Origin of the sequence: Pseudomonas sp. B10(2017), assembly GCF_002113295.1 — a bacterium.
Classification (GTDB): domain Bacteria; phylum Pseudomonadota; class Gammaproteobacteria; order Pseudomonadales; family Pseudomonadaceae; genus Aquipseudomonas; species Aquipseudomonas pudica.
Genome location: NZ_NEJU01000002.1, coordinates 1 through 20497 on the forward strand (window position 1 = coordinate 1; position 20497 = coordinate 20497).

General features: G+C 65.1%; 16 protein-coding genes. 7 read left to right on the forward strand and 9 right to left on the reverse strand.

Annotated features, from left to right (window positions below; translation table 11 throughout):
* Window positions 1–116: 116 nt before the first annotated feature.
* Window positions 117–1316, reverse strand: coding sequence for an MFS transporter (locus tag CAF92_RS02580; protein WP_085599019.1), 1200 nt, complete (start codon window positions 1314–1316; stop codon window positions 117–119).
* Between the two features lie 105 nt (window positions 1317–1421).
* Complete coding sequence (locus tag CAF92_RS02585; RefSeq protein WP_085599021.1) at window positions 1422–2327, reverse strand: LysR family transcriptional regulator; 906 nt, start codon at window positions 2325–2327, stop codon at window positions 1422–1424.
* Between the two features lie 117 nt (window positions 2328–2444).
* Between CAF92_RS02585 and CAF92_RS02590 the strand changes: the two genes are divergently transcribed.
* The 3 genes from CAF92_RS02590 to CAF92_RS02600 all read left to right on the forward strand — a co-directional run bounded on the left by CAF92_RS02590 (window position 2445) and on the right by CAF92_RS02600 (window position 6816).
* A complete protein-coding gene (locus CAF92_RS02590; protein WP_046615410.1) occupies window positions 2445–2795 on the forward strand; it encodes a cupin in 351 nt (116 codons plus the stop codon).
* A 206-nt stretch (window positions 2796–3001) separates the two neighbouring features.
* A complete protein-coding gene (locus CAF92_RS02595) occupies window positions 3002–5419 on the forward strand; it encodes a glucose/quinate/shikimate family membrane-bound PQQ-dependent dehydrogenase (protein WP_085599023.1) in 2418 nt (805 codons plus the stop codon).
* A gap of 128 nt (window positions 5420–5547) precedes the next feature.
* Entirely contained in the window at window positions 5548–6816 is a 1269-nt protein-coding gene (locus CAF92_RS02600) for a carbohydrate porin (protein WP_085599025.1), read from the forward strand.
* Window positions 6817–6939: 123 nt separating this feature from the next.
* Here CAF92_RS02600 and argE read toward each other — a convergent pair whose 3' ends face one another.
* Together argE and CAF92_RS02610 are read right to left on the reverse strand one after the other, a co-directional pair.
* Window positions 6940–8100 (reverse strand): acetylornithine deacetylase, encoded by a 1161-nt coding sequence (gene argE / locus CAF92_RS02605; protein ID WP_085599027.1) that lies wholly within the window; start codon window positions 8098–8100, stop codon window positions 6940–6942.
* Window positions 8093–8770 carry a DUF1028 domain-containing protein gene (locus tag CAF92_RS02610; RefSeq protein WP_085599029.1) on the reverse strand — a complete coding sequence of 226 codons (678 nt, stop codon included), beginning with the start codon at window positions 8768–8770 and terminating at the stop codon, window positions 8093–8095. The genes argE and CAF92_RS02610 overlap by 8 nt, the downstream gene beginning before the upstream one ends.
* 371 nt (window positions 8771–9141) lie before the next feature.
* Here CAF92_RS02610 and CAF92_RS02615 point away from each other — a divergent pair, with 371 nt between their 5' ends.
* Window positions 9142–10461, forward strand: a complete 1320-nt coding sequence (locus CAF92_RS02615) for an NAD(P)/FAD-dependent oxidoreductase (protein ID WP_046615415.1) — start codon at window positions 9142–9144, stop codon at window positions 10459–10461.
* Window positions 10461–10877, forward strand: a complete 417-nt coding sequence (locus CAF92_RS02620) for a RidA family protein (protein ID WP_085599032.1) — start codon at window positions 10461–10463, stop codon at window positions 10875–10877. Before CAF92_RS02615 ends, CAF92_RS02620 begins: the two co-directional genes overlap by 1 nt.
* Before the next feature lie 226 nt (window positions 10878–11103).
* On the opposite strand, the gene CAF92_RS02625 is transcribed toward CAF92_RS02620, so the two are convergent.
* From CAF92_RS02625 to pgm, 4 genes are all read right to left on the reverse strand, one after another.
* Window positions 11104–13509 (reverse strand): TonB-dependent receptor, encoded by a 2406-nt coding sequence (locus CAF92_RS02625; RefSeq protein ID WP_085599033.1) that lies wholly within the window; start codon window positions 13507–13509, stop codon window positions 11104–11106.
* Between the two features lie 66 nt (window positions 13510–13575).
* Entirely contained in the window at window positions 13576–14520 is a 945-nt protein-coding gene (locus CAF92_RS02630; protein ID WP_085599035.1) for a FecR domain-containing protein, read from the reverse strand.
* Window positions 14520–15029, reverse strand: a complete 510-nt coding sequence (locus tag CAF92_RS02635) for a sigma-70 family RNA polymerase sigma factor (protein ID WP_085599037.1) — start codon at window positions 15027–15029, stop codon at window positions 14520–14522. Before CAF92_RS02635 ends, CAF92_RS02630 begins: the two co-directional genes overlap by 1 nt.
* 79 nt (window positions 15030–15108) lie before the next feature.
* Window positions 15109–16746: a phosphoglucomutase (alpha-D-glucose-1,6-bisphosphate-dependent) gene (gene pgm / locus CAF92_RS02640; RefSeq protein WP_085599039.1), complete on the reverse strand. Its 1638-nt coding sequence runs from the start codon at window positions 16744–16746 to the stop codon at window positions 15109–15111.
* A 324-nt stretch (window positions 16747–17070) separates the two neighbouring features.
* Between pgm and CAF92_RS02645 the strand changes: the two genes are divergently transcribed.
* Both CAF92_RS02645 and CAF92_RS02650 read left to right on the forward strand, forming a co-directional pair.
* On the forward strand, window positions 17071–17718 hold the full coding sequence (locus CAF92_RS02645; protein ID WP_085599041.1) for a DUF1345 domain-containing protein: 648 nt from the start codon (window positions 17071–17073) through the stop codon (window positions 17716–17718).
* A 274-nt stretch (window positions 17719–17992) separates the two neighbouring features.
* Entirely contained in the window at window positions 17993–18253 is a 261-nt protein-coding gene (locus CAF92_RS02650) for a DUF1652 domain-containing protein (RefSeq protein WP_046615421.1), read from the forward strand.
* On the opposite strand, the gene CAF92_RS02655 is transcribed toward CAF92_RS02650, so the two are convergent.
* Window positions 18250–20340 (reverse strand): bifunctional diguanylate cyclase/phosphodiesterase, encoded by a 2091-nt coding sequence (locus CAF92_RS02655; RefSeq protein ID WP_085599043.1) that lies wholly within the window; start codon window positions 20338–20340, stop codon window positions 18250–18252. The genes CAF92_RS02650 and CAF92_RS02655 overlap by 4 nt on opposite strands.
* Window positions 20341–20497: the final 157 nt, after the last annotated feature.

A 20497-nucleotide genomic window follows, 5' to 3' on the forward strand; every position in this document is an offset into this window, starting at 1 on the left:
AAAGCTGGCCAGAATTGCATTCGCCTTGATGAAGACTCAAGGCGAATACATGAGCAAAGGGGGCAAAAAGCATTGCCCACAACCATAGAATCTCCCACAGGTGACCGCGCTACCGTTCAACCCCGACGCGCCTTTACAAGGAATATCAGCAAGGCCACCCCCGGCAACCCCGCCCCCACCAGCGCCACACCCTGCCAGCCAAACTGGCTGAACACCGCACTGGCTACCGCCGAACCCAGCGCCCCACCCAGGAAGATGCTGGTCATGTACACCGCGTTCAGCCGCCCGCGGCTGGCCGGGTCCAGCGCGTACACTTCACGCTGGCCGATGACCATGTTCATCTGCACCGCAAAATCCAGCAGCACGCCGGTCAGGCCCAGGCCGATCACGCTGTAGCCCGGCACTGTCAGCCCCAGCAACAGTGCCGCTGGCGCCAGCAACAACGCCAGCAGTGAACCGGCCCGGGCATGCCCGGCATCGGCCAGGCGGCCGGCCATGGGTGCGGCAACGGCGCCCACCGCGCCCACCAGGGCGAATACCGCGATCTGGCTCTGCGACAGGCCATGCTCGGTTGCCAGGGCCATCGGCACCGCCGTCCAGTAAAGGCTGAACGCCGCGAACATCAACGCCTGGTAAAGCGAGCGCTGGCGCAGCAAGGGATAACGGCGCAGCAACGTGAGCAGCGACAGCATCAGGCCGGCATAGCTGGCCTTGTGCTCGGGCACCCGCCTCGGCAAGGTCAGGGCCAGCAGCAGGATGATCGCCAGCATCACCCCGGCAGCGCCAATGAACACCGCACGCCAGCCGAAGTAGTCGGCCACCAGGCTGGACAACGGCCGCGCCAGCAGGATACCCAGCAGCAGGCCGCCCATGATGTTGCCGACCACCCGCCCACGCTGCTGCTCCGGCGCCAGGTGCGCGGCCAGCGGGATGAGCATCTGCACCGCCACGGAACTGAAACCGATCAGCAGCGCGTAGCCGAGGAACAGCTGGCCTTGGCCGCTGCTGCTGGTACCCGCCAGCAGCAGGCTGACGCAGGCCAGCACGGCGGTAGCCACCATCAAGCGGCGGTTCTCCAACAGGTCGGCCAGTGGAACCAGCAACAGCAGGCCCAGGGCATAGCCCAGCTGTGTGAGTGAAACGATCAGGCTGGCATGCTCGGTGGACAGCCCCAGGTCCGGGGCGATCAGGCCAACGATGGGCTGGGCGTAGTAGATATTGGCGACGATGGCGCCGCAGCAGAAAGCCAGCAGGGCGACCAAGGCCCGGCTGAGGCCGGTGGCTGCAGGCTGCGCCGCGGCAAGGGAAGGGTTCATGCGAATGTCCTCGGCAATGGCTGGAATATGCTGGCCACCATACCCAGACGTTCTTCAGGCGAGAATCCAGCGCTGGCGCAACAGGGCTTTGCACACTGCGCAACACTAGGTGCTGCGCTGCAACAGGTTTTCGCAAAAGTCGATGAAGGCATTCACCCGCCGCGAACCACGATGGTTGGGCAGGTACAGGGCGTTGATGCTGTCATTGGCAGCGCCGGGGCTGGCCTGCCAATCGGGGAACAGCCGCTGAAGGCGCCCGGCCGCCACATCCTCTTGCACCAGCCAGTCGGCGAGCAGCGCGATACCGCTGCCCGCCAGTGCGGTTTCGCGCAGCATGTCGGCATTGGCACTGCGCAACGGCCCGCTCACATCCAGTTCCAGACTGTCCTGCCCACGGGCCAGGCGCCAGGGGCGCCCTTTCTGCCCGTAGCGAAAGCGCAGGCAGGCGTGCCCGAGCAACTGCCGCGGATGCTCCAGCGCGTCTCGCCCGGCCAGATAGCCCGGGCTGGCCACCAGCCAGCGCTGGAAGCGCCCCAACTGGCGGCATACCAGCTCGTCATTGGGCGAGGGGTCGCCCAGGCGGATCGACAGGTCATAGCGCCCGTCAAGCAGGTCATCCAGGCGGTCACTGAGGTCGATGTCCAGCTCCAGAGCCGGATGTTGCGCCAGAAACGGCCCAAGGTGCGGGGCGATGACCCGCCTGCCGAACTCCACCGGCAAGCACAGGCGCAGCACACCGACAGGCTCCTCGCCCCGGTCGGCGACACTGGCATCGGCCTCGTCCAGGGCCTCGAAAATACCCCGCGCGCGCTGGTAATACCGGGCGCCGGCCTCGGTCAGGCTGACCTGGCGGGTGGAGCGGTTGAGCAAGGTGGCGCCCAACGCCGCTTCCAGCGCATCGACCAGGCGCGTCACCGACGATGTCGCCAGCCCGAGCCGGCGTGCGGCAGCAGAAAAGCCCTGGGCATCGACGGTGGCCACGAACATCTTCATCGCCAGGAGTTTGTCCATTTGTTGCCCGTCTTCCAAATCCCGGAAAGTTCTTACAAACAGCCGGGCCGGTCAAGAAGCGCGGCGTACGGCAATTGCGTCCATAGTGGAACCACCCCCTTCGAAACGAGGTTTTCCATGATCCCGACCAACCTGCTGACTGCCCTGCCCCCTTGCGACCCCACCAGCGCCGAATGGGTCGACCAACTGCTCAGCCGCCCGGGCGTGCGCGTGGAACGTATCGTCTCCAGCGGCCAGGCCAGCCCGCCCGGTTTCTGGTACGACCAGGCCGAAGGCGAATGGATCGTGCTGCTCAGTGGTGCCGCCGGCCTGCGCTTCGAGCACGAGAGCCACACCCGCCTGCTGGCGCCGGGCGATTGCCTGGACATCCCACCGCATTATCGCCACCGCGTGGAATGGACCGCCCCCGGCACCGCCACCATCTGGCTCGCGGTGTTCTACAGCAGCGGTACTCCGTGGCCGGCGTGAATCCGGTCATTGAAAATCGAACGCGGGTCACCCACCCGACATGAACATCCTGTTTACTGCATTTTTAAACGCATGATCTAGACTTTTAGCCACACAGTGCACAGTTCAGCCCTGCGACAATCCGCCCCACAAAATTATGTACCAACTTGTTAATTAGCAAGCTAAGAGATTACACTGCGCGCATTCCACCTGCTGAGATCCCTGGCATGAAAGAAACCCCGCGCGCCTCTGGCGCCACAAACATCATCCTGGTCGGCCTGGGCGTGATCATCGCCCTGCTCGGCCTCCTCCTGGCTGCGGGCGGCGTCAAGCTGGCCGGCCTGGGCGGTTCCTGGTACTTCCTTATCGGCGGCCTGGCCATGGCCATCGCCGGCGTCCTCATCGCTCGCCGCAAACCGGCTGGCGCCTGGCTGTACGCGGCATTTCTGGTCGGCACTGCCATCTGGGCGCTGATCGATGCTGGCCTGGTGTTCTGGCCGCTGTTCTCGCGCCTGTTCATGTTCGGCGCAATCGGCATGGTGGTGGCGCTGGTCTACCCGCTGCTGGCCCGTGCCAATGGCGCCAGCGCCGGCCGCGGTGCCTATGGCGTTGCCGGGGTGATGGCCGTGCTGCTGGTGATCGCCGCCGGCAACATGTTCGTCGCCCACCCAAGTGTCGCCCCCACCGGCAAAGGCCCGGGCATGACCCCGGTCGAAGCCGACAAGGCGCAGAAGGACTGGGCCCACTACGGCAACACCGAAGGTGGCAGCCGCTTCGCCGCGCTGGACCAGATCAACCGCGACAACGTCAACAAGCTGAAGGTAGCCTGGACCTACCACACCGGTGACGTGGCGCTCAGCGACGGCAACGGTGCCGAAGACCAGCTGACCCCGCTGCAGGTCGGCAACAAGGTGTTCATCTGCACCCCGCACAACAACCTGATCGCCCTCGATGCCGACACCGGCAAGGAGCTTTGGAAGAACGCGATCAACGCCCAGTCCAAGGTCTGGCAGCGTTGCCGTGGCATGGCCTACTTCGACGCCACTGCCGCCATCGCCCAGCCGACCCAGCCGAACAGCTCGCCAATCACCGCGGCCAGCGTACCGGCCGGTGCCAACTGCCAGCGTCGCCTGCTGACCAACACCATCGATGGCCGCCTGATTGCCGTCGACGCCGATAACGGCGAGTTCTGCCAGGGCTTCGGCAACAACGGCCAGGTCGACCTCAAGGCCGGCCTGGGGGATGTGCCGGACTCCTACTACCAGCTGTCCTCGGCACCTCTGATGGCCGGTACCACCGTGGTGGTCGGCGGCCGCGTCGCCGACAACGTCCAGACCGACATGCCAGGCGGCGTGATCCGTGGTTTCGACGTGATCACGGGTGAAATGCGCTGGGCCTTCGACCCCGGCAACCCGGAAGATCGCCAGGCGCCGCAGGGTGACAGCACCTATGTGCGCAGCACCCCCAACAGCTGGGCCCCGATGTCCTACGACCCGGCGATGAATACCGTGTTCCTGCCGATGGGCTCGTCGTCCACCGACATCTACGGTGTCGAACGCAGCAAGCTGGACCACACCTATGGCGCTTCGGTACTGGCCCTGGACGCCACCACCGGCGACCAGAAGTGGGTGTTCCAGACCGTGCACAACGACCTGTGGGACTTCGATCTGCCGATGCAGCCGAGCCTGATCGATTTCACCAAGGACGACGGCCAGTCGGTACCTGCAGTGGTAATCGGCACCAAGGCCGGGCAGATCTACGTGCTCGACCGCGCCACCGGCAAGCCGCTGACCCAGGTCGACGAAGTACCGGTCAAGCCAGGCAACATCCCCAACGAGCCATACTCGCCAACCCAGCCGAAGTCGGTGGGCATGCCGCAGATCGGCGCGCAGACCCTGACCGAATCGGACATGTGGGGCGCAACCCCGTACGACCAGCTGCTGTGCCGCATCGACTTCAAGAAAATGCGCTACGACGGCCTGTACACCGCGCCGGGCACCGACCTGTCGCTGAGCTTCCCGGGTTCGCTGGGTGGCATGAACTGGGGCAGCATCTCCACCGACCCGGTACATGGTTTCATCTTCGTCAACGACATGCGCCTGGGCCTGTGGATCCAGATGATCCCGTCGCAGAACAAAGGCAGTGCCGCTTCCGGAGGCGAAGCGCTGAACACCGGCATGGGCGCAGTACCGCTCAAGGGCACCCCGTATGCGGTGAACAAGAACCGCTTCCTGTCGGTGGCCGGCATTCCGTGCCAGGCGCCGCCATTCGGCACCCTGACCGCCATCGACATGAAGACCCGCCAGGTGGCGTGGCAGGTACCGGTGGGTACCGTCGAGGACACCGGCCCGCTGGGCATCCGCATGCACCTGCCGATCAAGATCGGCCTGCCGACCCTTGGCGGCACCCTGTCGACCCAGGGTGGCCTGGTGTTCATCGCCGGCACCCAGGACTTCTACCTGCGCGCCTACGACAGCAGCAACGGCAACGAAATCTGGAAGGCCCGCCTGCCAGTTGGCAGCCAGGGCGGCCCGATGACCTACGTCTCGCCGAAGACCGGCAAGCAGTACGTGGTGATCACGGCTGGCGGCGCGCGCCAGTCGACTGACCGTGGCGACTACGTGATTTCTTACGCCTTGCCGTAACACCGCGTCGCCCCCTTCGCGGGTAAACCCGCTCCTACAGGAACTGCACCGTTTGCAAGGGCAGTGAAAATCCTGTGGGAGCGGGTTCACCCGCGAAGAGGCCTTAGAAGACAACCCGAGATTCAGCAATGCCATCCGCAATTCGCATCACCCCCACCCTGCTGCTGGCCCTGGCCAGCAGCACCGCCCTGGCCGACGGCGACCTGATGACCCGCAGCACCCTGACCGGTGACTGGGGCGGCCTGCGTCACCAGCTGGAAGAAGACGGCGTCAAGTTCACCGGCGACTACAGCGGCGAAACCGCCTACAACGCCCACGGTGGCCTGCACCGCTCGGCGCGCTACTCGCAAAACCTGAAACTGGGTGTGCAGTTCGACCTGTCGAAACTGTACGGCCTGGACAACGGCGGCAAGGTCCAGCTGACCATCAACGACCGCCGCGGCAACAGCGCCTCGGAAGACCTGGTGGGCAACCGGCTGCCGATCCAGGAAAACTTCGGCGGCCTGTACACCCGCCTGACCGAGCTGAGCTACGAGCGCACCCTGTTCACCCCGGCACTCAACGTCAAGCTCGGCTACATGGCCATGGGCAACGACCTCGGCGGCCTGGACAGTGGCATCCTGTGCAACTTCATGAACGCCGGCTTCTGCGGCCACCCGCTGAACATGTCTGGCGGCAGTGGCTGGACCAATTACCCCAATGCCCACCTGGGCGTGCGGGGGAAGTACGACCTGTCGCCGTCCTGGCAGCTGCGTGTGGCGGCGTTCAACGTCGACCCGGAAAGCAACGGCAATTCCAGCCGCGCCTGGCACCTGGGCCCCAAGCACACCACCGGCACCGTGGTACCGGTAGAGCTGGTGTACAAGCTGCAGGGCGAGCTGCCCGGCGAGTACAAACTGGGCTACTACTACGACAGCTCCGATGTGAAGCGCATCGGCAGCGACGAGGAAGTGTCCGGCCGCGGCGGCCACTACCTGCTGGTCGACCAGGCCGTGTGGAACGACCAGGGCTTGCCGGGCCGCAGCCTGCATGCCTTCGGCCAGTACTCGGCGTCGAGCAAGGCCGCCTCGCCGTTCACCAAGTGGTATGGCGCTGGCGTGGTGCTGTACAAGCCGTTCGCAGGCCGCCCGAAGGATACCGTGGCGCTGGGCTATGGCCGTGCCGTGCCCAACCCGCGTAGCCGCGACGTGCTGGAAGATGCCGCGTTCAATGCCGGGGAGCAGTTCCCCGATATCGACAGCGCCGAGCAGCTGGTCGAGCTGAGCTATGGCTACCAGGCCACGCCATGGCTCAACCTGCGCCCGGATGTGCAGTACATCATCGAACCGGGTGCGTTCTCCGGGAAGGATATCGACAACGCGCTGGTGGTTGGCCTGCAGGTCAAGGCTACCTTCTGAAATCTTGATTGGGGCTGCTCTGCAGCCCTTCGCGGGCACGCCCGCTCCTACAGGTATATCGCCGGCTGTCCTGGCGGTGCTGTACCTGTGGGAGCGGGCGTGCCCGCGAAGAGGCCAGCGCAATCAACCCTGCCTGAGGTAATCCACCAGCCTCAGCAACATGGCATCACACCCCCGCAACTGCTCGACACTGACGAACTCATCCGGCTTGTGCCCTTGGTCCATACTCCCGGGCCCACACACCACAGTCGGGATGCCTGCCTGTTCGAACAGCCCACCTTCAGTACCAAACGCCACCGTACCGAACTTATCCGAACCACTGAGCAACGCCACCAGGCGAGCCGCCTCGCTATCCGCTGGGGTGGCCAGCCCCGGATACGCACTCAACGGCTGCAAGCGAATGGCGCTGGCGGCATTGACCTTGCGCATGCGCGGCAGCAATTCGGCCTCGGCATAGGTTTGCAACTGGTCGGCCACTGCCTGCGCCTCGAACCCCGGCAAGGCCCGCACTTCGAAATCGAATTCGCATTCCGCCGGCACGATGTTCAGCGCCCTGCCCCCTTTGATCACACCAGTCTGCACAGTGGAGAACGGTGGGTCGAAGCGCTTGTCGTGATGCTCCGGCAACGCCAGGGCATCACCGATATCACCCAGCTTGCCGATCAGCTTCGCCGCATACTCGATGGCATTCACCCCATACGGCGCATACGCCGAGTGGCAGGCCGCGCCATGCACCTGGCAACGCATCGCCAACTTGCCCTTGTGCCCCAGCACCGGCTTGAGTTCGGTGGGTTCGCCAATCAGGCACAGCCGTGGCTTGTGAGGGCGCTGCTCCAGCGCGGCCAGCATCGAGCGCACCCCCAGGCAGCCGACTTCCTCGTCGTAGGAGAACGCCAGGTGCACCGGCATGCGCAACGGCTGGGCGAGAAACGCCGGTACAGCCGCCAGCACCGAAGCGATGAAGCCCTTCATGTCGGCCGTGCCCCGGCCATACAGACGCCCGTCGCGCTCACTCAGGGCAAACGGCTCGACTGTCCAGGCCTGGCCGTCCACCGGCACCACATCGGTATGCCCGGACAGCACCACGCCGCCAACGTCCCGGGGGCCGATGGTGGCAAACAGGTTGGCCTTGGTGCCTTCCGGGTTATGGAACAGTTCGCTTTCCACCCCCAGCTCGGCCAGGTAGTCGCGGATGAAGCCGATCAGTTCGAGGTTGGAATCCCGGCTGACCGTGGCAAAGCCGATCAGCCTGGCCAGCAGCGCGCGACTGGCAAATTCACTCATCGCCCGGCACCCCGTAGCTTGGCGCGGCAGTCGGGTTGAGGGCGCGGGTGACGTAGTCCTGCATCTGCGGCCGGTACGCCTGCCACAGGCCATCGAGTACAGCGATCGGGGCGGCCTCGGCCCAGTCCACGCGCAGGTCCACCAGCGGCCAGGTCAGCTCGCCGGCAATCTTCAACGCCGCCGAGTGCACCGGCCCCGCCTCGCCGCCTGCGGCCATCGCCGCGTGCATGGCCGCCAGCAGGCGGTCGGCCAGATGCCCGCCAGCCTGTTCAAAGGCCTGCACCATCGCCTCGATCACCTGGGTCGAGGCCAACAGGTTGCCTGCTGCCGCACATTGCTCACCGGCGAGGGCGTAGTGCGTGCCCAAGGCTTCCTTGCCAGTGAACAGCGCCACCTGGCCATGGCTGTCGATCACCGTGAGCTGGCGGTACTCGCTCCAGCCATTGGCGCTCAGTACACGGTCCAGCGCAGCGGCAGGCGGCAACTGGCCCTGTTCCAGGGCATCGAGAATCTGCGGGCCCAGCGCCGGCAAGGTGATGTTCTGGGTGGCGACCGCACCCACACCGGCACGCACCCACGGGCAGCGGGCGCCCACTGCGATGCTTGAAGAGCTGATGGCGATACCGACCTGGCCGGTTTCCTGGCAACGACCGATGATGGAAAAAGTCATGTCATGGTTCCTGTTGTGCTGTGCGATACACGGCATTCTGGGTTGAACCTTTCGGCCGGCGAAACGACCTTTTTCCGAGGGGTTAGGCAGGAAAAAACTTTGTTGTGGCTGAGATCGAGCGCCGCCCGCGCGGCGCTTCGCAGCACAAGGCTGCTCCTACATCTGTTTCGGGCCAATCATTCCTGTCGGCACAGCGCGCGGCCCCTTTGCGTCCAACTCGCAAGCCACAGAATCCAGGGTCTTCGCCGTTTTATCGGCAAACCCCAGCTAAATACTATTTTCGCCAATTCCACGGCATCCCTAGTCTGGCCCCAGGCAACGGCGGTCCTCCAAACCGACCTGACAAAAACCGCCTGAACAAGGGCTCGGACATGACACTGAACAACCTCGAAATCGACACCCTCGTCGTCGGCGCCGGCCAGGCCGGCGTGGCCATGAGCGAACACCTGAGCAAGCTTGGCGTGCCGCACCTGGTGCTGGAGCGCAAGCGCATCGCCGAGGCCTGGCGCACTGGCCGCTGGGACTCGCTGGTGGCCAACGGCCCGGTCTGGCACGACCGCTTCCCGGGGCTGGAATTCAACCTCGACGCCGACGCCTTCGCCGGCAAGGACCAGGTGGCCGACTACTTCGAGCAGTACGTACGCAAGTACAACCTGCCCGTACGCACCGGCATCGAAGTGAAGAAAGTGCTGCGCAACAGCGACCGTCCCGGTTTTACCATCGAAACCAGTGAAGGCGTGATTCGCGCCAACCGCGTGGTCGCCGCCACCGGCCCGTTCCAGAAGCCGGTGATCCCGGCCATCGCACCGAAAGACGGCAACCTGCACCAGATCCATTCCGCGGCCTATTACAACCCCGAGCAGTTGCCAGAAGGCGCTGTGCTGGTGGTCGGCGCCGGTTCCTCCGGCGTGCAGATCGCCGAAGAACTGATGCGTGCCGGGCGCCAGGTGTACCTCTCGGTAGGCGCCCACGATCGCCCGCCACGCGCTTACCGCAACCGCGACTTCTGCTGGTGGCTGGGCGTGCTGGGTGAGTGGGATGCGGAAATCGCCAAGCCTGGCCGCGAGCACGTGACCATTGCCGTCAGTGGCGCACGTGGCGGCCACACCGTTGACTTCCGCGCCCTCGCCCACCAGGGCATGACCCTGGTCGGCCTGACCCAGTCGTTCGAAAACGGCGTGGCGCGCTTCCAGGACAACCTGGTCGAGAACATCAACCGCGGCGACGAAAACTACCTGGCCCTGCTGGATGCCGCCGATGCCTACATCGAGCGCAACGGCCTGGACCTGCCGGAAGAGCCCGAAGCCCGCAAGCGCCTGGCCGACCCTGAATGCATGCGCAACCCGCTGCAGCAGCTGGACCTGGCCAAGGCCGGCGTCACCAGCATCATCTGGGCGACCGGTTACGGTGTCGACTTCAGCTGGCTGCAGGTAGACACCTTCGACGCCAACGGCAAGCCCCAGCACCAACGCGGCGTGGCCCGCGAGCCGGGCGTGTACTTCCTTGGCCTGCCGTGGCTGTCGCGCCGTGGCTCGTCGTTCATCTGGGGCGTGTGGCACGACGCCAAGCACGTCGCCGGTCACATCGCCACGCAACGCACCTATACCGCCTACCGCGACCGCGAACAACGCGCGGCGGATGAGCAGCAACAATCCAAGATCAGCAACGTCAGCACCCTCGGAGCCCACTGATGCCTACCCATACTCGCATCCGCATGTTCAACACCAAGGCCACCTACCCCAACCAGACCCTGGACAACGACCTGTGCCAGGCGGTGCGCGCCGGCAACACCATCTATGTGCGCGGCCAGGTCGGCACCGACTTCGAAGGCAACCTGGTGGGCCTGGGTGACCCAAGGGCCCAGGCCGAGCAGGCGATGAAGAACGTCAAGCAGCTGCTCGAAGAGGCCGGCTCGGACCTGTCGCACATCGTCAAGACCACCACCTACATCACCGACCCGCGCTTCCGCGAGCCGGTGTACAAGGAGGTGGGCAAGTGGCTCAAGGGGGTGTTCCCGATTTCCACCGGGCTGGTGGTGGCCGGGTTGGCCCAGGCCGAGTGGCTGATGGAGATCGACGTGATCGCCGTGGTGCCTGACCAAGCCTAGCGGGATCACCAGGAGCGGGCTTGCCCTGATATTTGACAGTCAGTGTTATTGGGGCTGCTGCGCAGCCCATCGCCGGCAAGCCGGGCTCCCACAGGTACGGCGCCAGACCTCAAGGTTTGCGAAATCCCTGTGGGAGCCCGGCTTGCCGGCGATGGGCCGCACGGCGGCCCCCGATTGCTTGATCTGACAGGCATCAGGCGATCAAGCTCACACAATACCGAACCTGCTAGAAACCCACTGTCGCCGACAGCAGGCAGGTACGCGGCGTGGACAACGTCAGCCCCGGCTCGCTGTCATCCGAGGCCCCGGCCGAACTCCAGTAGCGGTCGTCCAGCACGTTCTCGACACTGGCGCGCAAGGTAACCTGGGTGGCATCCACCTTGAACGCATAACGCGCGCCCAGGTCGTAACGCTCCCAACCGTCGATCTTCTTGCTGTTGTTCTGGTCCAGGTACTGCGAGCTCGAGTGGATGCCTCGCGCCGTCAAGGTCAGGCCGTTCACCCCACGCACGTCCCATTCGGCGCCGAGGTTGACGTTGTACTCGGGCGTGGCCGGCGCGCGGTTGCCATCGTAGGCGCCACCGATGGTGTCGGTCAGTTCACTGTCGATGTACATCACCCCACCCAGCACACGCACGCCTTGCACGGGTTCACCGAACACGCTCAGTTCGATACCGCGGTTGTCGCGCTTGCCATTGGGGCCGAACACCCGCGACGTGGGGTTGGTTTCGTAGGCGGGCTGTCGGATGCGGAAGGCACTGGCGGTAAAGGCGACCTGGCCCAGGTCGTACTTGGCCCCCACCTCGACCTGGCGGCTGGTGAACGGTGGGAAGATCTGGTCTTCGTTGACCGATGTCGACGGCGCGATCTTGCCCTGGCTCAGGCCCTCCATGTAGTTGGCATACAACGACAGCTGGTCGGTAACCTTGAGCAGCACGCCGCCCGAGGGCGACACCTTCTCTTCATCGTAGGCGGTATCCCCCTTGATGCCGTCGCTCCAGTCATCCACTTGCACCCGCTGCCAGCGCGCACCCAAGGTCATCAGCAGGCGGTCGTCGAAGAAGCCCAGGGTGTCGGCCAGAGCCACGCCGGAGAAGCGGTTCTCCGTGTACACCTCGGGGTCGATGCGGGTTGGTGTGCCCGGTGTCGGCGTGGCAACCGGGTGGTAGAGGTTGCTGGGCGCCGAGGCATAGCGGGCGCCGCCGTTGGTGAAGTCCATGTAGAAGTAGGTGGCGGCCAGGTTCAGTTCGTGACTGACCGGCCCGGTATGGAACCAGTTGCGCACGCCGGCCATGGCGGTACGCACGGTTTCATCCCGGGTGAAGTCACGCGGCTGCACGGTGAAGTCGCCGGCATCGTTGCTGATGGACACGTTGTGGCGCAGGAAGTCATGGTTGCTCTTGCGCGCGCCGACCGCGCCATAGGCCAGCAGCGACTCGCTGATATCGTACTCGGCATGCAGCGCACCGAAGGTGTCGTTGGTGCGCGCCTTGCTCCAGGCCTGGGCGTAGTTGTGGCGTACGTCGTTGGCATCCGGCACCTTGGCATTGGCACCGACCAGCACCCGCTCCTGCGGTGCATCGGTGTCGCGCTCGGTATGGCCGAGGTCTGCCGAAAGCCGCAGGCGCTCGCCACGAAAGTCCAGGCCCAGCACCGCCATTTCGCGCTCGACACGCTGGTGGTCCCATTCGGTGTCGCCCGCCTGTTTCACGCCATTGAAACGCACGCCGAACTGCTGGCCTTCGCCAAAGCGCCGGCCAATGTCCACCGCACCGCCTGCCTGGCCCGCCGAGGCATGGCTGCCGGTAAACTCGGTGAGCGGCTGGTCGCCGGCCCGCTTGGGCTGCACATTGATGCCGCCGCCGACACTGCCTCGCGGTGAAATACCGTTGATCAGCTGGCTGGGGCCTTTGATGATGTCGACCCGGTCGGCCATTTCCATGTCGATCGAGTAGGTCGGCAAGATGCCGTACAGGCCGTTGTAGGCCACATCGCTGTTGAACAGGCTGAAGCCGCGAATGGTGAACTGCTCGAAGCGCCCACCCGCCGGGTTGGTGGCGCGCACCGATGGGTCGCTGGCGATCAGCTCGCCCAAGGTTCGCGCCTGCTGATTCTTCACCAGTTCGCTGGTGTAGCTGGTGATGCTGAACGGGGTTTCCATGAAGTCGCGCGTACCCAGCAGGCCCTGTGAACCCTGACGGGCCACCTGGCCACCGGCATAGGGTTGCGTTTCGTTGCCTGCGGCCAGGCCACCGACGATGCTGGTCGGGGCGATTTCCAGCGCACTACCCGCCTGGGTGGCCGGCATCAACGTGAAAGCGCCCTCGCCCACCGGCAGCAACTGCAGGCCGCTGCCGCGCAGCAACTGGGTGAAGCCTTCGTCGACACTGTAGCTGCCGGACAGGCCCTTGCTCTGCCGGCCGTTGACCAGCAGCGGGTCCAGCGACAGGCTGACCCCGGCCTGGTCGGCAAACTGGGTAAGTGCCGCCCCCAGGCTTGCGGCCGGCACCTGATAGCTGCGCCGGGCGGGTTCATCGGCCCAGGCTGGTGCACACAACAACAGGCTCATGGCGAACAGCGGATGTGCCGCACGCGCCAGTGGGCGCAGGCGGCAGGTCATGACAACAGGCATTGAACAAGGCTCCCCTTTATTTGCTCCTACCGGTAATGACCGGTGAGTGAAAAAAAGGGGACAGCCTCATGCGCGATTTTCTCGCGGGGCCAGGCTCACCCAATACCGCGTGCGCGTGTGCACCTGCAACGGCAGGCTGGCGGCAAGCAAGGCCAGCACCCGGTCGGTGTCGTCGAGGCGGAACGTGCCAGTCACGCGCAGGGCCTCCAGTTCGGGCGCCCAGCGCAGCACGCCGGGCCGGTACCTGCGCAGCTCGTGCAGCAGCTCGCCCAAGGGGCGGTCCTCCAGGCGCAGCACGCCTTCGCGCCAGCCCAGCTGCCAGGCGTCCAGCCCTGTGACAGGGCCAACCCCGGCCACTTGCAGGCTGGCCTGCTGCCCGGCCTGCAGCAGCAGTGCCGGGCCGAGCCGCGGCTGCAGGTTGGCCGTGCCCTTGAGCACCGATACCCGGCAAGCCTGATCGACCAGGCGCAGGCACACCTCGCCGGCATCCAGCGCGACCTGGCCGTAGGGCACCCGCAGCGTCAGGCTCGGATTGCCGGGCAACCTGACTGCCACTTCGCCACGCAACAATGTCAGGTGACGGGCGCCCAGGTCGATATCCGCCGCACTGTCGGTGTTCAACTGCACGAATGTGCCATCGTTCAGCAGCACCTGCCGGCGCTCCCCGACCGCGGTGTGCATGTCGGCGGCCCAGGCCTCCAGCGGCAGTTCGCGGCTTGCCAGCCAGGCAGCTGGCAACAATGCCGCCACGCCCAGGGCCTGCTTGAGCAAAGCCCGGCGGCCGGTATCCGGGCGGTCCAGGGTGGCCATGGCCACTGCGCCGGGTAGCGCGCAAAAGCGTTGGCGCAAAAGCAGTGCCTTTTGCCAGGCGTGTTCGTGCAAGGTGCTGCTGGTACGCCATTGCTCCAGGCGCTGCAGGTCACCCTCGCTGGCAGCGCCAGAGTCCACCAGCGCCAGCCAGCGCGCGGCGGCCCGCAATGCCTCGCGGGTTTCGGGAGAATGGCTGGTCATTACAATTCGGCCAGCAGGCAATGCTCGTAGGCCTGCGCCATGTAGCGTTTGACCGAGCGCTCGCTAACGCCCAGGCGCTTGCCGATCTCGCCATAGCCCAGGCCCTCCAGCTGGCTCCAGAGAAAGGCCTTGCGTACCGGCGCCCTGAGGCCGTCGAGCAACTCGTCGAGGGCTTGCAGGGTTTCCAGCAGCAGCCAACGCTGTTCTGGCGAGGGCACATGCTGCTCGGGCAAGTGCGCCAGTGCATCGAGGTAGGCTTGTTCCAGGCTGCGGCGCTGGTGGAAGTTGCTCAACAGGCGCTTGCCCACGGTCAGCAGGTAGGCACGCGGTTCACGAATGTCTGCCAGCGGCTGGGCGCTGGCCAGGATACGCAGGAAGGTATCCTGGCTGAGGTCGGCGGCATCCCAGGCGTTGCCCATGCGCCGCCGCAGCCAGGTTTCCAGCCAGCCGCGATGTTCCCGGTACAGGGCAGGCAGGCTATGCTCCGGTGGCGGCGCGGCGTCGATCATGGGGGAAGGCCCTGCGGTGGCGTAAATAAGATTAATTCTAATTTACACCGAGCCGCAGAACCAAGCGGTTTGTTACCTGTCAGGCAATCGCCGCATCCACCAGTACCTGCGCTTCCTGCACCAGGCGCTGCAGGTGCGCCTCATCGATGAAGCTTTCGGCGTAGATCTTGTAGATGTCCTCGGTGCCCGAGGGGCGCGCGGCGAACCAGCCATTGGCGGTCATCACCTTCAGCCCGCCGATCGCCTGACCGTTACCAGGCGCATGGCTGAGGATCTGCACGATCGGCTCACCCGCCAGTTCGGTCGACTTCACCTGCTCCGGCGCCAGCTTGCTCAGCAAAGCCTTCTGCCGGGCATCGGCCTTGGCTTCGACACGGGTGGCGAAAGGCTTGCCCAGCGCCTCGGTCAGGTCGGCGTAGGCCTGGCTGGGGTTGCGCCCGGTGCGGGCGGTCATCTCGGCAGCCAGCAAGGCCGGGATCAGCCCGTCCTTGTCAGTGGCCCAGACCGAGCCATCGCGGCGCAGGAACGAAGCCCCCGCGCTTTCCTCGCCACCAAAGCCCAGCGTGCCGTCGAACAGGCCCTGGGCGAAGAACTTGAATCCCACCGGCACTTCGTAAAGCACACGGTCCAGGCGCTTGGTGACGCGGTCGATCAGGCCGCTGGACACCACGGTCTTGCCGACGGCCGCATCGCTGCGCCATTGCGGGCGGTGGCGATACAGGTAGTCGATGGCCACGGCCAGGTAGTTGTTCGGCTGCAGCAGGCCATCCGGGGTGACGATGCCATGGCGGTCGTGGTCCGGGTCGCAGGCGAAGGCCACGTCGAAGCGTTCGCGCAGGCCGATCAGGCCCTGCATGGCGTATGGCGATGACGGGTCCATGCGGATCTGGCCGTCCCAGTCGACGGTCATGAAGCGGAAGGTCGGATCGACCTCGGTATTCACCACTTCCAGGTCCAGCTGGTAATGCTCGGCGATCGCCGACCAGTACCGCACCCCTGCCCCGCCCAACGGGTCGACGCCCAGGCGCAGCTTGGCGCCGCGGATGACGTCGAAGTCGATGACGTTTTCCAGGTCGGCCACGTAGTTGCTCACGTAGTCGTGGCGCTGGGTGGTGGATGCCTGCAGCGCCTGGGCATGGTCCATGCGCTTGACGCCCGCCAGGCCAGCGGCCAGCAGTTCGTTGGCCTTGGCCTCGATCCACTTGGTGACGTCGCTGTCGGCCGGGCCGCCGTTGGGCGGGTTGTACTTGAAGCCACCGCTTTGCGGCGGGTTGTGCGACGGAGTGATGACGATACCGTCGGCCAGGCCCTGCTCGCGGCCACGGTTGTGGCAGAGGATGGCATGGGAAACAGCAGGCGTTGGCGTGTATTCGTCGTCCTTGGACAGCATTACCTGCACGCCGTTGGCCGCCAGCACTTCCAGGGCGCTGGCGGTAGCCGGTGCCGACAGTGCGTGGGTGTCGGCGCCGATGAACAGCGGGCCATCGATGCCCTTCTCCTGGCGATACAGGCAGATGGCCTGGGTAATGGCCAGGACGTGGTACTCGTTGAAGCTCAATTCAAGCGAAGTGCCACGGTGCCCCGAGGTGCCGAAGGCCACCCGCTGGGCCGCCACGGCAGCGTCGGGGCGGCCGGTGTAGTAGGCGGTGAGCAGTCGGGGAATATCGACCAGCACGCTGGCCGGAGCCGGCTTGCCTGCCAAAGGACTGAGCGTCATGCAGAAACCTCGAGTTCAACGGATGTTGGTGTTGGAGCGTGCAGTTTACTGAGAGTTGCTTTGCTGTGCGATGGGCGGCAGCAAAGAATCGGTGAGCGCACCGCACATACCCTGTGGGAGCGGCTTTAGCCGCGAACACCGGCGCAGCCGGTGCCATGCACCGCGCTGGATTCTTCGCGGCTGAAGCCGCTCCCACAGGGTACTTGCCAGCCACCGCGGTGCCTGCTTCGCGGGCTCGCCCGCTCCCACAATGGACCCGCGCATGTCCCTCATCTCTGTAATGACCGGCTAGAGTGGTACCCATACACTCGAAAACGAGACCCCATGGCTTTCCACCGCCTGACCCACACCCACCCGCGCCTGAGCATCGCCACTTTAGTCGGCCTGCTCGGCGGCTGGCTGATCCCTGCCAGCGACAGCGTGCAGCACATCCTCGCCGGCTGGAACCTTGGCGTGTGGCTATACCTGCTGCTTGTGCTCTACCTGAGCTGGAGCGCCAGCCCGGAAAAGGTGCGCAAGGTCGCCCGCGTCGAAGACGAAAACGCCGGCCTGGTCCTGCTCACAGTGTGCATCGCCGCCATTGCCAGCCTCGCCGCCGTCACCCTGCAACTGGTGTCCAGCCGTGGCCTGCAAGGCACGGCGCTGGCGCTGCATTACCTCTATACCGGCCTGACCGTGGCCGGCTCCTGGCTGTTGATCGGCTGCATTTTCAGCCTGCACTACGCGCGGCTGTTCTATACCGGACAAAACCACGAACCGCCGCTGCGCTTCGCCGATGGCGAACGCAACCCCGATTACTGGGACTTCCACTACTTCTCGTTCACCATCAGCGTGGCTGTGCAAACCTCCGACGTGGGGGTCGCCGGCCGTGGCCTGCGCCGGGTGGTGCTGGCGCATTCGCTGGTAGGGTTCGTATTCAATACGGCGATCCTGGGGTTTACCATCAACATCGCTGCCGGCTTGCTCGGCTGATCGCACCGCTCGTCCGAAAACATCGTGCGGTAATGTCGATCAAAGTGGCAGAAACTGGCGGCTTAACTGCCGTCAGCGGGCCAGAAAAACGTTTGCCTCGCGGGCCTGCGGCAAATGCCGTCCATGACAAGGATGTGACCTCTGTCATGTGTTAGCAAATTTGTCGTATTTACCGCCGAGAATACTCCATGACAAGTGCTATGGTTACCTTCCCGGCGGCCGCATCGATGTGGCCACCCGCTCACCACGTCCAGGTACGGACAAGGAGGCTGGCATGAACAAGATGACGTTCCCCAACGCCTGCCAGGTGATGCGCTGGCATTTCCACCCGCTGGGCTTCGAAGCCAGCATGGATGCGCCACGCAGCATGGTCGCGCGGCTTTTCGACCGCGCCACCGGCGAAACCCTGCTGGCGATTGCCGGCATCCCCTGCTCGGCGATAATGGCCGCTGCCGATGTAGAGCGCATCATCGAGGCCGTCGAGGCGGAGATGGATACCTTCATGCCCGCCTTCGCCTTGCGCGACGCGGTCTAGCCCACTGCGGTACTTTCCTGGCGCATGGCCTGCAACTTGCCCATGAACTGCTCGGCCGGCACCGGCTGGCCCAGCAGGTAGCCTTGCAGCGAATCACAGCCCAGGCGGGTCAGAAAGTCCTGCTGCCTGTCAGTCTCCACCCCTTCAGCAACGATACGCAGGCCCAGCGCCTGGCCCAGCGCCACGATTGCCGAAACGATCGCCGCATCGTCGCTGTCCTGCTCCAGGTCGCGCACGAAACCGCGGTCGATCTTCAGCTCGTTGGCCGGCAGGCGTTTGAGGTACATCAGGCTGGAATAACCGGTGCCAAAGTCATCGATGGACAGGTCCACGCCCATGTCGGACAACCGCTGCAGCACCGTCAGGCTGGCATCGGCGTCGTGCATGGCGGTGGTTTCGGTAATTTCCAGGGTCAGGCAGTTGGCCGGCAGGCTGTTCTGCTGCAGGGCCCGGGCCACGCTCTCGACCAGCCCGGCATGGCAGAACTGGATGGCAGACAGGTTCACCGCCATGCGCCAGCCGTGGTGGCCCTGGTCCAGCCACTGGCGCATCTGCCGGCAGGCCTCGATGAGCACCCATTCGCCAATCGGAATGATCAGGCCGGTCTTTTCCGCCAGGCCGATGAAACGGTCGGGCAGCAACAGGCCCTGCTGCGGATGCTCCCAGCGCAGCAAGGCCTCGGCACCGATCGGCTGGCAATTCTGGGCGTCGAACTTGGGCTGGTAGTGCAGGCGGAACTGACGCTGCTCCAGGGCTTGGCGCAGGTCCTGCAATAGCTGCAATTGCTGGCGGGCGTTGCTGTTCATCGACGCGTCGAAGAAGCTGTAGCCATTCTTGCCGGCGCTCTTGGCGTGGTACATGGCGGCGTCGGCATTGCGCAGCAGCTCGTGCTGGTCCTGGCCATTGCCCGGGTACAGGACAATGCCCAGGCTCGCCGTCAACTGCAGGTCATGCTCGGCCACGCTGAACGGCCGTGACACCAGGTTGACCTGCTTGACCGCCACATCCATGGCATCGTTCGGCTCGCGCAGCTGCACCAGCAGCACGAATTCGTCGCCGCCGATGCGCGCCAGCGTGTCCTGGCTGTGCAGGTGCCCGCGCAGGCGTGTCGCCACCGCTTTGAGCAGCAAGTCGCCGACGTGGTGACCGAAGGCATCGTTGACTGGCTTGAAGCCGTCCAGGTCGATGAACATCAGGGCAAAGCAGCCGCCCTGCTCCGCTACCTTGGCGATGGCCTGCTCGATGCGGTCAGCCAGCAAAGTACGGTTGGGCAGGTCGGTGAGGGTGTCGTGCAGGGCCAGCTGGGTCAGTTCCTGGTTGGCCAGGGTCAGCGACCGGGCCAACTCGGCGGTGCGCGCCTCCAGGCGAGCGTCCAGCACCGAGGTGAGCAAGGCCACCGCCAGTACCGCCAAAGTGGTGATCAGCACCAGGTAGACCAGGCCGTCGCCTTGCAGGCCTCCCCCCACCAGCGCACCGCAGAAGCTACCATCGGGGAAATTCGCCGCGGCCATGCCGGTATAGTGCATGCCGACGATGGCGAAGCCCATCACCACCGCCGCCAGGCCGCGAATCTGCCGCACATAAGGGGTGTGCGCGCGCAGCCTGAAGGCGATCCACAACGCCGCTGCCGAGGCGCCCACGGCAATCAGCAGCGAGGCCCCGAACAGCGTCGGGTCATAGTCGATGCCCGGCAACATGCGCAGCGCGGCCATGCCGGTGTAGTGCATGAAGGCGATGCCGGCGCCCATGATCAGCGCGCCAAACGCCAGCTGCTGCCACGGCAGGCTCGGCTGGCTGACCAGCCACAAGGCAAAGCCCGAGGACAACACGGCAATCAGCAACGAAAACGCGGTCAGGGCAAGGTCGTACCCAAGGTCGATGGGCAGGCTGAAGGCGAGCATGCCGATGAAGTGCATCGACCACACACCGATGCCCATGGCCAGCGCGCCACCACCCATCCACAGGCAGGCAGCCCGGCCTTTGGCCGTGGCGATGCGGCCGGTCAGGTCAAGGGCGGTATAGGACGCCAGGATCGCCACGCACAGCGAAATCAACACCAGCGAAGAGGAGTAGCTACCGGTCAGCATTGAGAGTTCCAGCGACGGGACGGGAGGCCCGGAAAAAGCTGACGATTGTACTCAAGCTTAGGGGAAACGCACGGGGTTTTTGCGAATGGGAATGGATCCAAAGGGAAGACGCTATACGGCCTCGCAGGAATGCACTCTCTTTTGTGGGAGCGGCCTT

Bases quoted from the DNA above. Each gene is read 5' to 3' on its own strand.
- CAF92_RS02655 (WP_085599043.1), bottom strand. From the start codon at position 20,340: ATGCTGACCGGTAGCTACTCCTCTTCGCTGGTGTTGATTTCGCTGTGC.
- CAF92_RS02590 (WP_046615410.1), top strand. From the start codon at position 2,445: ATGATCCCGACCAACCTGCTGACTGCCCTGCCCCCTTGCGACCCCACC.
- CAF92_RS02625 (WP_085599033.1), bottom strand. From the start codon at position 13,509: ATGCCTGTTGTCATGACCTGCCGCCTGCGCCCACTGGCGCGTGCGGCA.
- CAF92_RS02650 (WP_046615421.1), top strand. From the start codon at position 17,993: ATGAACAAGATGACGTTCCCCAACGCCTGCCAGGTGATGCGCTGGCAT.
- CAF92_RS02630 (WP_085599035.1), bottom strand. From the start codon at position 14,520: ATGACCAGCCATTCTCCCGAAACCCGCGAGGCATTGCGGGCCGCCGCG.
- CAF92_RS02610 (WP_085599029.1), bottom strand. From the start codon at position 8,770: ATGACTTTTTCCATCATCGGTCGTTGCCAGGAAACCGGCCAGGTCGGT.
- CAF92_RS02645 (WP_085599041.1), top strand. From the start codon at position 17,071: ATGGCTTTCCACCGCCTGACCCACACCCACCCGCGCCTGAGCATCGCC.
- CAF92_RS02595 (WP_085599023.1), top strand. From the start codon at position 3,002: ATGAAAGAAACCCCGCGCGCCTCTGGCGCCACAAACATCATCCTGGTC.
- CAF92_RS02635 (WP_085599037.1), bottom strand. From the start codon at position 15,029: ATGATCGACGCCGCGCCGCCACCGGAGCATAGCCTGCCTGCCCTGTAC.
- pgm (WP_085599039.1), bottom strand. From the start codon at position 16,746: ATGACGCTCAGTCCTTTGGCAGGCAAGCCGGCTCCGGCCAGCGTGCTG.
- CAF92_RS02580 (WP_085599019.1), bottom strand. From the start codon at position 1,316: ATGAACCCTTCCCTTGCCGCGGCGCAGCCTGCAGCCACCGGCCTCAGC.
- CAF92_RS02600 (WP_085599025.1), top strand. From the start codon at position 5,548: ATGCCATCCGCAATTCGCATCACCCCCACCCTGCTGCTGGCCCTGGCC.
- CAF92_RS02615 (WP_046615415.1), top strand. From the start codon at position 9,142: ATGACACTGAACAACCTCGAAATCGACACCCTCGTCGTCGGCGCCGGC.
- CAF92_RS02585 (WP_085599021.1), bottom strand. From the start codon at position 2,327: ATGGACAAACTCCTGGCGATGAAGATGTTCGTGGCCACCGTCGATGCC.
- CAF92_RS02620 (WP_085599032.1), top strand. From the start codon at position 10,461: ATGCCTACCCATACTCGCATCCGCATGTTCAACACCAAGGCCACCTAC.
- argE (WP_085599027.1), bottom strand. From the start codon at position 8,100: ATGAGTGAATTTGCCAGTCGCGCGCTGCTGGCCAGGCTGATCGGCTTT.